The organism is Syntrophus aciditrophicus SB (genome assembly GCF_000013405.1).
In the GTDB taxonomy this organism is placed as follows: domain Bacteria; phylum Desulfobacterota; class Syntrophia; order Syntrophales; family Syntrophaceae; genus Syntrophus; species Syntrophus aciditrophicus.
This window is the reverse complement of record NC_007759.1, coordinates 2,199,455-2,211,632: the sequence shown is the minus strand read 5'-3', so window position 1 is coordinate 2,211,632 and position 12,178 is coordinate 2,199,455. Positions and strand designations below refer to the sequence as shown.

At 43.7% G+C, this 12,178-nt stretch carries 14 protein-coding genes; 8 read left to right on the top strand and 6 right to left on the bottom strand.

Going from position 1 to position 12,178, the window contains the following annotated elements; genetic code table 11:
* Window positions 1–71: 71 nt before the first annotated feature.
* Window positions 72–728 (bottom strand): DnaJ domain-containing protein, encoded by a 657-nt coding sequence (locus tag SYN_RS10235; RefSeq protein WP_011418043.1) that lies wholly within the window; start codon window positions 726–728, stop codon window positions 72–74.
* Window positions 729–1,068: 340 nt separating this feature from the next.
* On the opposite strand from SYN_RS10235, the gene SYN_RS16275 reads away from it, so the two are divergent.
* From SYN_RS16275 to SYN_RS10220, 3 genes are all read left to right on the top strand, one after another.
* Complete coding sequence (locus tag SYN_RS16275; RefSeq protein WP_158302966.1) at window positions 1,069–1,230, top strand: hypothetical protein; 162 nt, start codon at window positions 1,069–1,071, stop codon at window positions 1,228–1,230.
* A gap of 80 nt (window positions 1,231–1,310) precedes the next feature.
* Window positions 1,311–2,525, top strand: coding sequence for an ISL3 family transposase (locus SYN_RS10225; protein ID WP_011418041.1), 1,215 nt, complete (start codon window positions 1,311–1,313; stop codon window positions 2,523–2,525).
* Window positions 2,526–2,557: 32 nt separating this feature from the next.
* Window positions 2,558–2,893 carry a hypothetical protein gene (locus tag SYN_RS10220; RefSeq protein ID WP_148202552.1) on the top strand — a complete coding sequence of 112 codons (336 nt, stop codon included), beginning with the start codon at window positions 2,558–2,560 and terminating at the stop codon, window positions 2,891–2,893.
* Here the strand turns inward: SYN_RS10220 and SYN_RS10215 are convergent.
* The 3 genes from SYN_RS10215 to SYN_RS10205 are packed head-to-tail and all read right to left on the bottom strand — an operon-like array spanning window position 2,890 to window position 4,875.
* Window positions 2,890–3,594: a formate dehydrogenase subunit gamma gene (locus SYN_RS10215; RefSeq protein WP_011418039.1), complete on the bottom strand. Its 705-nt coding sequence runs from the start codon at window positions 3,592–3,594 to the stop codon at window positions 2,890–2,892. The genes SYN_RS10220 and SYN_RS10215 overlap by 4 nt on opposite strands.
* On the bottom strand, window positions 3,587–4,597 hold the full coding sequence (locus SYN_RS10210) for a 4Fe-4S dicluster domain-containing protein (protein WP_011418038.1): 1,011 nt from the start codon (window positions 4,595–4,597) through the stop codon (window positions 3,587–3,589). The genes SYN_RS10215 and SYN_RS10210 overlap by 8 nt, the downstream gene beginning before the upstream one ends.
* A 14-nt stretch (window positions 4,598–4,611) precedes the next feature.
* Entirely contained in the window at window positions 4,612–4,875 is a 264-nt protein-coding gene (locus SYN_RS10205; RefSeq protein WP_049749973.1) for a metal-sensitive transcriptional regulator, read from the bottom strand.
* Window positions 4,876–5,231: 356 nt separating this feature from the next.
* Here SYN_RS10205 and SYN_RS10200 point away from each other — a divergent pair, with 356 nt between their 5' ends.
* From SYN_RS10200 to nudC, 3 genes are all read left to right on the top strand, one after another.
* Window positions 5,232–5,603: a VOC family protein gene (locus SYN_RS10200; RefSeq protein ID WP_011418036.1), complete on the top strand. Its 372-nt coding sequence runs from the start codon at window positions 5,232–5,234 to the stop codon at window positions 5,601–5,603.
* A gap of 197 nt (window positions 5,604–5,800) precedes the next feature.
* Window positions 5,801–6,151, top strand: a complete 351-nt coding sequence (locus SYN_RS10195; RefSeq protein WP_041584991.1) for a winged helix-turn-helix transcriptional regulator — start codon at window positions 5,801–5,803, stop codon at window positions 6,149–6,151.
* A gap of 95 nt (window positions 6,152–6,246) precedes the next feature.
* Entirely contained in the window at window positions 6,247–7,080 is an 834-nt protein-coding gene (gene nudC, locus SYN_RS10190; protein WP_011418034.1) for an NAD(+) diphosphatase, read from the top strand.
* A 344-nt stretch (window positions 7,081–7,424) separates the two neighbouring features.
* Here nudC and SYN_RS15365 read toward each other — a convergent pair whose 3' ends face one another.
* Both SYN_RS15365 and SYN_RS10175 read right to left on the bottom strand, forming a co-directional pair.
* Window positions 7,425–9,509, bottom strand: coding sequence for a PAS domain S-box protein (locus SYN_RS15365; protein ID WP_049749972.1), 2,085 nt, complete (start codon window positions 9,507–9,509; stop codon window positions 7,425–7,427).
* A 520-nt stretch (window positions 9,510–10,029) separates the two neighbouring features.
* The gene (locus SYN_RS10175) at window positions 10,030–10,290 is read right to left on the bottom strand and encodes a hypothetical protein (RefSeq protein ID WP_011418030.1); all 261 of its coding nucleotides are present in this window, start codon (window positions 10,288–10,290) and stop codon (window positions 10,030–10,032) included.
* A gap of 398 nt (window positions 10,291–10,688) precedes the next feature.
* Between SYN_RS10175 and SYN_RS10170 the strand changes: the two genes are divergently transcribed.
* Together SYN_RS10170 and SYN_RS10165 are read left to right on the top strand one after the other, a co-directional pair.
* Window positions 10,689–11,324, top strand: coding sequence for a DUF2238 domain-containing protein (locus tag SYN_RS10170; RefSeq protein ID WP_041585630.1), 636 nt, complete (start codon window positions 10,689–10,691; stop codon window positions 11,322–11,324).
* Window positions 11,325–11,411: 87 nt separating this feature from the next.
* Entirely contained in the window at window positions 11,412–11,765 is a 354-nt protein-coding gene (locus tag SYN_RS10165; RefSeq protein WP_011418028.1) for a DUF3147 family protein, read from the top strand.
* Window positions 11,766–12,178 lie beyond the last annotated feature (413 nt).

The following is a 12,178-nucleotide window of genomic DNA, read 5'->3' as shown; positions in this document are numbered from 1 at the left end:
CTTATTGATAATTAAATGGCAATATTAATGATTCCTGAGCACTTATATCATTATTCCTGCCCCGTTTGAAATCAGGTTTTTGGGGGAAACGCAAGCAAATCTGCCGAGCCGGAACGTTCCGCCTGCCTTTCCGTGCCATCGGAAGCCATGAGTAGATGATCATTCCTGAGTCGGAGCCGTTCCTTTTCGACCTGGTCCACACCCAGAGCACTGATCGCAAGGTGTCCCGTGTCAAGACGCTCCACCCAGTTCTTGGCCCTCAGATACCATAGATGGAACTGCACCAGCTCATACGGTTTGTCGAGAAGTCGAGCCATGTGATAATCAAAAAGTCCCGGGTCGCCCGGGTTGCGTCGACGCTGAACATATAAAAGTGAAAGCAGACTCTTGCGGGTTTCGAGGTCGTCGCTGAAAGCGATTCCGTCGCCGGCCTCAGAAACGAGCTGCCACTTGCGGTTCCAGTAATCCTGGTACTTGACGTCATAACCGGCGCGAAGTTCGGGGTTTGAGAGCGTTCGATAAGCCTCGATAATGAGGCGGAACCTGTCAGGATCCGCTGATTCCCTGTTGTCTGGGTGCGTCTTTTTGGCGAGATGCCGAAAGACGCGTTCAATGGTGTCGGTGTCTGCGTTCGAACTCAACTGCAGCAGCTCGTAGAAATCAACAAAACCATTTTCGTTCACAACCCCTTCTTCCCAATTTTTTTGCTGTGCCGCGTTCGTGATCATCTGGCCGCCTCCTGATAATAGATTTTTAAGAAATTCCCATTCAACTTGTCTTCTATGAGTAAATCTTTACCCTTGCCATTAATTTTGATCAATAGATTCAATGTGATAGTCCTCACCAATCACAGTGTGATATATTTCTATGTCAGTTATTGCGCCGGAGACTAAGTACGTAAATTTGTGCAGGAGATTTCTTTAACATTATACTGAGTGCAATGGTGTCGATTGTTTAGAGCTTTAATCACTGTCGCAATAATTCTTCTTGGAGTCTGACTTCAGCAATCTAACCTGAAAAAGGATGCCGGCGCTTGTAAAATTAGAAATTGCAGATAAGGTGGATTACATGAAAAAGCATATCAGGGTTTTGGGTTGTGTTTTTACTATGGCATTTGTTTTGATGAATACCGCTCATGCCGCAATGGCGGAAAAGGTTTGTCTAAAGGATGCCACGAAGGAACAAAAAGAATTAATTAGCGAATATGATAATAAGGGTTCATCCGGTTGATGCGTACTTTATATTGAAAAAAATGGACATACACCCCAAGAGGAAATTGTTCGAAGATTTCCAATTAACGGAGGGGAAGCATGTCCACAAGTCTTCTTTACCACGGATTCAGCCTAGTCGGCTACGATTATGTCAGGACGCGATATGAAGGAAGAAGTATCACGTTCACCATACGCCACAAAAGGAGCAAGCTTTGTTGTTCAGTCTGTAGAAGCCGGGAGATCATCATGCGAGGAACGACCAGGAGACGGTTTCGAAGCATTCCCATCGGTTTCAAGAATGTGTTCTTCGATCTCAGCGTTCAGCGGGTGGGTTGCCTTCGTTGCGGCAGTATTCGTCAAGTGTCGCTGGGATTTGCTGACCCCCGATTTTCTTACACCCGTGCTTTTGAGCGATATGCCTTGGAATTGTCGAAACACATGACGATCCAGGATGTAGCCGCACATCTGTCGGTATCCTGGGACGCGATCAAGGAAATTCAGAAACGGGATTTGACGAAGAGGTTTTCCAAGCCCTGCCTGAAGGATCTTCGGAGAATTGCCATCGATGAGATCTCGATTCGCAAAGGGCATCGGTATCTGACTGTTGTTTTGGATATGACCAAAGGGACGATCGTCTATGTCGGTGATGGCAAGGGAGCCGATGCGCTTGACTCTTTCTGGAAAAAGGTCAAACGTGCCGAAGCCAAGATTGAAGCCGTTGCCATGGATATGTCTCCCGCTTATATCAGCGCTGTATCGACTCATCTTCCGAAAGCGACGATTGTTTTTGACCATTTTCATGTCATCAAGCTCTTCAACGACAAATTGTCCGGGCTAAGAAGAGACCTTTATCGAGAGGCAAAAGATCTCCTTCAGAAGAAAGTCCTGAAGGGTACCCGCTGGCTTCTTCTGAAAAATCCGGAAAATCTTGATTCATCCAAAGCTGAAAAGGCCCGCTTGAACGATGCCCTCCAGCTAAATCAGCCACTTTCATGCGCCTATTACCTGAAAGAAGATCTCCGACAGGTCTGGTTACAGCCAACCAAGAAAAAAGCACGCCTGGTATTGGTTGATTGGATCAAGAGGGCGGAAACTTCCGGGATAAAAATGTTGAAAAAGTTTGCGAAGTCACTTGCCGCATTTCAATCCGGTATCCTCTCTTATTATGATTACCGCATCTCGTCGGCTCCCTTGGAAGGCACAAACAATAAAATCAAAACCATGAAACGGATGGCCTATGGGTTCCGGGATATCGAGTTCTTCAAACTTAAAATCATGGCCATTCATGAAGCCAAGTACGCTTTAGTCGGATGAACCATAATAAGTACTACGGCGGTCACAAAGACATGATTGAAACAATCGAAGCCGCGGTTGTCGATATCAATAACGACAAGAGACTGGAGATTGTCTACTCTGATGTGGGCAGAATGGGAAGTGGAGGTTATAGTTGGTCAATGCTTCTCAATTTGGGGGATGGCAAATATAGGCAGATGGATATTTTCTATTTCATAGGCAATTGCCTTGTGTTCCTGCCGGAAATGAAAAACGGATTTCGAGTGGCTGAATTTGGACGAATCACCTTGATTTATGACCCGCAACAGCACCTCTATGTTAAAGTCGGCAAAAAAATTAAACGCAGTGGGACTCAGGAGGAGCCTTTGTATGCTAAAACAAGCAATTAGTCTTCTTCCCCTTTTGATTGACACCTTCCTTTCCGCTTGATCTCCGCCAGCCACAGGGGATGACGGCGCCGGGCGTAATCGAGTCGAACGGCGCCTGTGAAGATTCCCCGGACCATCGGGCGGTTTGGCTTCAGAGCGATCGCACCGATATGCCCCAGAAAGGCAAGGATAAAAAGGATGAAGAGAATGTTATGTATCCATGTGGCAGTCAGGACGATTGCCAGAGGCATATCTGGAGCATAAACATTCTTGAAGGTTTTGATCAGGCCGGACAGAATCAGCATGGCAATGATCGCAGCCATTCCGACGTAAGCCAGACGCTGCTCGGGCAGATATTTTTGAAAAGGCGGTTCCTCACCCTTACCGAAAAAGCTTTTGATGACATCTATGGATGCATGCAGGTCCCCCTTTTGCGGGATCAGTCCCCGATCTCCCCGAATACCATGGTAAACGAGATGAAAGAATGCAAGGGCAATGAAGGGAATTGAAGCGATATAATGTATCTGCAATGATATGAAATAATCCCCGGACCAGGAAAACCCCGGCAGCGAAGTGATGTAATATCGATTGGCCATGGGAAGCTCAAAGAGCCCTGATAGCAGTAGAACCAGTCCGGAAAGGGCAATACCCCAGTGCTCGATTAATTCAACGCTTCCATGACGGACAACGAGACCCTTTTCTTGCAAAATCTTTTCAGCCATTGTCTTTTTCCTCTTCCTGCACCTTCTGCTTCCGCCGGGACAGCCAGTTAAAGCCCGCTGCAGCGCTGGCAGCAATTCCCAGTACCGGCGCAATCAACGCCAGTTTCCCTGCGGGATCCGTTCCTGCCATTCGCCGTTCGACACCTGGCTTCATGTCGGGCTGGCCCGGTTTTTTCTTCATGGTTTCATTGATCAGTTCAAAGGGAACCGGGGATACATACAGGGTTGCCGTCCCGCCGTTTTCTTCCTTTCCGTATATGTAACCATCCATGGCCTTAATCCGTTCTTCCGCTACTGCATAAATCTCTTTTCTGGGCCCGATGATCATGGCTTCCCTTGGACAGGCCTCCACACAGCCGGGTGGCTTTCCCTCCTTTAATCGCTGATTGCAGAGGTCGCATTTGTACATGACACCGTTTCCCATCAGGGCAGGCAGAACGTGCAGATAAATGCCTACACCGGACTGCCGCTGGGGGATCTCCCAGGGACAGACCGTCCTGCATTTGGCCCCACCGAAACAGAAATCCTGATCGATCACCACCGCTCCGTTCCTTTGCTTATGATTTGCCGAAAAGGGACAGATTGTTGCGCATGCCGGGTTGTCGCAGTGCATGCACCTCCTTGGAACATAAATGGTTTGCGGCTTTCCTTTCCAGACGATGTCGGCCTTGTGAACATAAATGAAATTATAGGGTGTCAAGCGGTTGCTGACCTCCCTTTTCCTGGACCAGTCCTCGACTGTCTTGCGTGGCCATGGCACGGGAATGGGATCAGCAATCGCCGGAATGGTGTTTTTGTTGATCTCTTTACAAACGGTGACGCAGGACGGTTTCGCAAGGTCCACGCAACCATTGCATCGACTGAGATCAATCAGAGTTGCCAGTTGTTCTTTTACATCTGCCTGGACCGTTCCTGGGAATGCTAAGCCCGGAATGGCCAATGCCCCAGTAGATGCCTTCAGGAGGGAACGACGACTGATCTTTGATATTTTTTCCGCTTCCATCTTTTACTCCTTCTTTATGCCATGCGGATATATCGGGCTAAAGCTTTCTTAAAATTTTCCAGTGCCTCATCGTTTCCCTGAGAGGTTTCGGAAATACATTGCTGCAAGTGGTTCTGGACAATTTCATTCCCCGTTTTTTTCATGGCAGAAGTAACAGCTGAGACCTGTGTGAGAATATCTACGCAGGGTGCTTCGCTTTCAACCATCCTCTGAAGTCCCCGAATTTGCCCTTCAATCCTTCGCAAACGGCCAATAATTTTTTTTCTTTCCTGACTCATAATATACCCCCATGGGGTATGTATAGGGCTTTCCTTTCTGTGTGTCAATATATTTAACGGCCAAAGATTTTTATTGTACTTGAGCTTTATTATAAGCCTATGCTTATAAAATGTAACTGAGCTTCCGCACACATTTGATTGAGCCTATATCTTTATTCTTGAACGATAAACGGTGTTATTCCGCCATAAAATTATTAATTACAATATGTTATAAATAGTTTACTCCTGTGAAAGTTGATTTTTCAAAAAAAATTGTTAATCAGGAAAATTAATGCTACTTAATAAGTAGCATGCTGCATAATCACTAGTGAAGAGTTTTTAACTGCCGAAAACCTAAGCATTCGAGGAGGAAAAAGATGAAGTTTTTATGGACAACAATCTATGTACAAAATTTGGATGAATCAATCGCATTTTATGCCAACCTGGTGGGACTTCGCGTGATGAACCGTTTTCCTGCGGGACCCGGGATGGAAATCGCGTTTATGGGTAACGGCATAACCAACGAAACCTTGGTTGAGCTCCTGGCGGATAGCAACAAAAGCGCAGTCAATTACAATGAATTCATCTCTCTGGGTTTTGCTGTCGATTCCGTTGATGCCATGCTGGAAACGGTAAAAAGCCACAACATCCCCGTCCACGCCGGACCGTTTGAAACTCCTGGTGGAGAAAGATTTTTCTTTATCAAAGATCCGAATGGTCTGAATGTTCAGTTTTTTCAGCAGGCATGACGGGAAGTGTTTCACGGTATGTCGAATCACCCTGTCTATGTATAACCGGGTCCAATTAAAGAATATAGGCTTGACGCTATAGGCTTTGGGGTGAGCACTAACCAAAATAATGTTAAATACGTGAAATGGAGGACGTCTTTTTTAAATAGGGAAGGACGTCCTCTATAATTTTGATAACAGCCATTACAGGAGAACAAATGCCAATTCCGATTCCAGGAAGACCTGTGAGAGGTTCCAAAACAGGGGTCCCAATCATGGCGCTGTTTGATTTACTCGGGAGAACGTGGGCGATGGGGGTTGTATGGCAACTACAAAATGGTCCGTATACATTCAGAGAACTTCAGGAAAAGTGTGAATCCATTTCCCCCACTATTCTAAACAGTCGAATAAAGGAATTACGAAAAGCCGATATTGCGGAGCGAACAATCCGTGGCTATCAATTGACGGAACATGGTCATCAACTCATTGAGCTGATACGTCCATTTGGAGAATGGTCAAGGAAATGGGCAAAAGAAGTGTTTAATTACAAAGAAGACAATTCAAACTAAAAAAAGTATATTTTTGGAATAATTGTTAAAAAAAAGATTTTAACTCGGCAACGTTAAAGTTGAATTAAAGGCTAAGCCCCAAATCAGGTATCGGCATGATTCATGAAATTTTTCCCCACCGTTTTGACAATCACTATCTCGCAAACAATAATATTGGAAAAAAGGATTATGTTATTCATTATAATGGGAATTCACTGTTATTGAAAACCAACGGCAATGAATTTGAAATACCACAAAAAAAAGATTTTTCTGAAATCTCAGATAAAACGGAACGTACATTTTTATTTAGATTGAATGATGTACCGTGTTTTCTTGTATGGGATAGCCTGAAGGCCGATAAGCCCCATTTTATTTACAAGGAAATAAATTTCTTCCGAACTATCAGACAGCAGGAAATAGCATGGATCAGTATTGTCGGATTCCATCTGATGAACTGGTACTCGCAGAATAAATTTTGTGGAAGATGCGGTACAAGAACGCAACAGAAACCTGATGAAAGGGCGCTGATATGTCCAGATTGCGATACAATTTTTTATCCAAAAATTTCTCCGGCGATTATAGTAGCAATAATTTGCAATAATAAAATACTGCTTGCTCGCAGCCCAAATTTTCCAGGAAACATGTATTCATTAATTGCTGGATATGTTGATGTGGGTGAATCGCTTGAGGAGGCTTTAGCACGTGAGGTCAAAGAAGAGGTGGGATTGGATATTAAAAATATCCGTTATTATAAGAGTCAACCCTGGCCCTCGTCAGGTTCGATGATGATAGGTTTTATCGCTGAAGCAGATGAAAATCAGCCTATCTCTATAGATATCAAAGAAATTGCAGATGCCGCATGGTTCACCAGGGGAGATCTCCCAGAACATCCTTTGAATATTAGTATTGCAGGCGAAATGATTGAAAAATTTGAGAAAGGGGAACTATGACGAAAACCAAGGAGGTCATAGCGTTAAAACAGTCGATAATGACCAGGATTGATAAAACCCGCCCCCTGATTCGTTCATGATGATAATTTTCCTTGCATCAGAGACTGATACTTTATGCCCACGGCTGCCGGTCCGGGGAAAAGCAGGAAGAATTTTGGATTACGAGCATTGAGTGCCGCTGAAAAGTATTTTAAATTGTATAAGCCACTTTTTTGAAGGGGATGGACCATTTGCCAAAATTTCAAATTATCTCTCAAATTTGAACGATAAACGGTCTTTGAGCTTCAACGTATAGAGAAGCATCAGCTTCAATCTACCTTGCAGGATCATGACAAAGAGCTATTTTATGAATAAGACCTTAGTAAAATAGAAAGGCTTCCCTTTTTATTATTCAACCCTAACTTTTTTCTGATGTTTTCTCTGTGGAAATCAATGACTCGCTTTTTTGAATTCAAAATCGCAGCTATTTCCTTTGATGTCTTGCCTTCTCTTACTAGAGATGCGATCTGGATTTCTGTTTTCGTAAGGTTCAGATAGTTGGAAGTCAATTTCTGCACAAAGGGTGAGGCGATTTCATCAAGGTTAGTTTCTGCTATCTTGATGAGACCCTTCTGAACATCGTCCAACGATGTATTCTTGAGTTTTTTCAGATAAGGCAGAACCTGTGCCTTGATATTGTCAAGGAATCTCTCTTTTAGTTTTTCTTGATCATTTTCCATGGAATTCAGCAGGACCTTCATCGTGGTATTGACATCCGTCAGATTCTGCGCCTTTATTCTCAATTCTCTTTCATTTTTTATTAAAGCTTCCCCCGCCTTCTTTCTTTCCGTGATGTCTTCCACAATACCTTCCAGATAGGATGTGGTCCCATCCTGCGCAACAACTTTACGAACCGCCAGTTTCCCGATCATGATGCTGCCATCCTTGCGGAGATACGGTTGTTCGGCGTAAAACCAATCCTGCCGCTCCAAAGCAGAAAGGAGTTCGGCCCGGTTCCGGGGATCAGCATGAAGCTGGGTAGCCGTGTTTGTGAATGTCGCAATGACCTCTTCCGGCGATTCGTAACCCAGCATCGTTGCATAAGCCCTATTGATGCGCAGGAATCTGCCTTCCAGTGTGGTCTGAAACATACCGATCGAAGCATTCGCAAACAAATTTCTATACAGTGCCTCATTTTCGGCAAGAGCCTGCTCAGCCCGGTTCCGTTCGGTATTGTTGAAGACAGAAACTCGGTCCATGAGATAATCGCCATTTTCATCATATATGGCGGTTACGGTGATGAGCGCATGAAATATGCTGCCATCCTTCCGAATAAATTTACCCTCTAAATCATGTAATTGCCCTTGCTTCATCAAGACAGGAAAGACCTGATGAAAGTGTTCTATTTCATCAGGTGACAGCAGATCCATAAGTTTCATCCTGCCAATGACCTCGTCCCGGGAATAGCCCAGCCAACTGAGTTCAGTTTGATTCATACGGAGAATAGTTCCATCCTTGGCAGAGGAATGGTAACCACAGGGAGCGTTCTCGTACAGGTCGGTTATCTCGTCCAGGTGCTTCTTCTCTGTTTCTTCTAACCGTCTCTGCTCGGTAACATCTTCCACAAACCCGTCTGTGTAGTCTATCGTCCCATCGGCCTTGAGAACCTTACGAACCGCTACTTTTGCAATTATGACGCTACCGTCCTTGTGGAGAAGCGGCTGCTCGCCATAAAACCAGTCCCGCTCTTTCAGAGCTGCAAGCACATTGATGTGATTCTGAGGATCATTGTGGATTTGGGTTGTGACATCAGTGATGGCTGACACCATTTCTTCCGGAGATTCATAACCCAGCATCTTGGCATAGGCGGCATTGACTCTCAGGAGTCGTTTCTCAATATGGGAATATTGAAACATGCCGATTGGAGAGTTCTCGAACAGGTTGCGATACAGCATTTCACTCTTGGCAAGAGCCTCACCTGCCTGTTTCCGATCTGTGATGTCCCCTAACACAAGGTAACATTCATTTCCGCCTTCTGATGGTATCGCGACTATGCCTGCAATGATTAAATTTTGAAGTGTCAATTCGCAGGATTTACTTGTTTTAGTGGCAAAAATCCGATTCAGGAAATCTTTAAAGAAGAGACGGTTTTCTTCGGGAAGGAAGAGGGCAAATTGTCGATTGATCAGTCTGCTGCGGCCCATTCCGATAATATTTGCACCGGTCAGATTTGATTTGCGAATGACTCCATGGCGATCAAGTGTCAGGTATCCGACAGGAGCAAGTTCGTAAATCCCTTTATACATTTTCTGGGAAGCGTCTAATTCTGAGTTTGCCTGCTTCAATTCCTGATTCTGAATTTCCAGCTCAATCTGTTTAGCTTGCAGCTCATGAATGAGCTCTTTTATTTGTGCGGCGGTCTGAGGAACAGCTATTTCCTCATTTTTCATTTTTAACTGCTCTTCAGCTTTTTCACGCAATGAAGCTTTGTGAATAAATTTTCTCGTGCTTGTCACTGTGTTGTCCTTTCACAAGATCAGCCACTGCTTTTGTCAAATTTTAGATTACTATGGAACTCCTTGATGTGCATTGGATGGTATGCATATAGTGTTAATAGTATAATTACACAATGAACATACATCCATGCAAGGATAATAGAACTGCAAGTGAGATGTCGGGAAAGGCGCTCTTCCTTTGGAATTGAAAAAGCTTGAAATGACTGCAGATATCTTCCACGGTGTTGTTGAGCGGCGTGGCCGAAACGAAAACCATCTTCTTCCCAGGCAGTTTTGATGAAGTTTTTCATATCCCCGGGTAACTTCGTTTCGGAATCGGTAAGCTTTGCCAAGGAAGATGAAATCATATTTTCCGGTTCCCTTCCGGAAATATTCATAGAGGAATTTCAGGTAGAGGTGGTAAGGGGAAATATCGTCTTTCAGCCAGGGTTTTTCGTTTATGGTTTCCACCGGGTTAGGCTTTGATTTCCATTTCACCGGACTGCAGGAATTCGATGAACTTCCGGTCGCCGATTTCCGTTTCGAAACGATCCGGCGCATGGTGCATCTCCTCGCTTACAGTATCGGGAATAATTTCTTTTGTCCGCTTACGCGACTCGAGGTCCAGAACCGTCTGATTTCTGTATTCATCAATAATTTCGAAAATCTTTCGATCGACATTCAAACCTGCAAGGATACGGATCTTTGGAGGCAAAGGATTCGCAGAGTTTGTCACAATCGCCGGTGTGGAAGTATTCCATTAAGGATATAGAACAGTTTTGCACCCCGGAGGGTTCTCTTGAACCGGTCAAGGAGGGTTGAGCCGGGTTCATTTGCAAAGAAAGAATGTCAGATCGTTTCGCGTTGAGGTGAGCTCAGTTATTGAGTGTGAGAAAAACAATTCTGAACCTGCGGTTAAGTATCAAATTTAAGGCAGAATTAGCAGAATTTTGCTAAATGTACCGGACTTGCTTTTTTAAAAAGAAATCGCAGATTGCAGATGTCCTGAACTTGACGCCTGCAGCTCTAGCTCTACTAAATATATATTGAGAATTGGCAGACGCATCTGGAACACTCCGAACCAAAGGCGAGATGATACGAACTGCCAGACAAATTGGAAAGCATACTAAATATATGGATAATAATTCGGGCCAGTTTTTGAAATATTTGATGTCGATGTATGTCGTTGTGTTTCTGGCTTTGGCAATTGCACCGCATGACAGGACGACATGGTTTGTTGAAAATTTGACCGTATGGATCATATTAGCGGTGATCATCGGATTATATCGGATAGGGATTCATTGCTCCCGTACGGCTTACTCTCTGATGTTTATCTTGATTTATCTTCATACGATAGGCGGACATTATACTTTCGCGCTTGTTCCTTTTGACTGGATAACTAATTTTTTCGGATTTTCCAGAAATCACTTTGATCGAATTGCTCATTTTTCGGTGGGCTTTTACGCGTTCGCCATCGCTGAATGGCTATGGATTAAAAGATTGGTAAACAACAAATTTCTTTTATTCACATATCCAGTATTTGTCATTGCCACGATTGCAATGAGTTATGAGCTTGTAGAGTGGATTTATGCAGATTTGTCCGATCCGGCAGCTGGTGCGGCATATCTGGGAAGCCAGGGTGACATATGGGATGCCCAGAAGGATATGCTTGCTGATACCCTGGGAGCAATCTTGGCTACAGCACTATTTTTCCTATTAAGGAATCCTTTCAATAAGTTACCTGCAGAAAGAAAAAGAACTTTGAAATAAAAATATGGTCAATCTGTAGTTTTTTGAAAGTCTGAGCAGCAGGGGCTTTCAAAAGGAAATCAATATTCAGGAAAGAGGGCGAGTCCATTGAACTATTTCTACTTTTTAAAAATTGTAATTACCGTTATTTTCATAACGGCAATATCTGAAGTGTCTAAAAAAAGTTCGATTATTGCGGCTGTTATGGCTTCTCTTCCAGTAATTTCAATTATAGCAATGATGTGGATTTATATTGATACTAAGGACATTGAAAAAATTTCACTTTTGTCGAAGCAACTGTCCTGGATGGTTCTTCCTTCACTTATATTTTTTATAAGTCTTCCAATTTTTTTAAAACATGGTTTCAGTTTCTACTCAGGATTAACCAGCTCAATGATTCTAACAGCAACAGGGTACTGCGCAATGATATTAATCATCAAGCAAATTGGATTTAAAATTTGACCTGCGTATTCTGTAACGGAATACTGACGTAAGACAGTCACCATAAAAAAGGGAATTGGTTTAACTGAATTTCTTCGGTTTAATGGCATCAACACTCGTCGCCGTGTGGATTATTGGCTTCATCGAATATGATCTGTTCACTCTACAGAGTCTGAGATTAGAGTTTCTTTAGAACTATTGATTTCGGATTGAAAGAATACGAAAGGTTTCATCGATAGTGTCATCCGTTCTGGTAAGCAAATAGACACTACACAGTCAACGAAAATATTGTTCCCGATAAAATGCTGTTTAGCTGATGTGCCGGTTTGTTTCAGCCCCTTCTCCACTGAACTTATTCCAGTGAAAAACCGTATGGGATTATTTATTTGTAATGGAAACTTTGCATTTTCTTCCTGCAATGCCGTATCCAATAA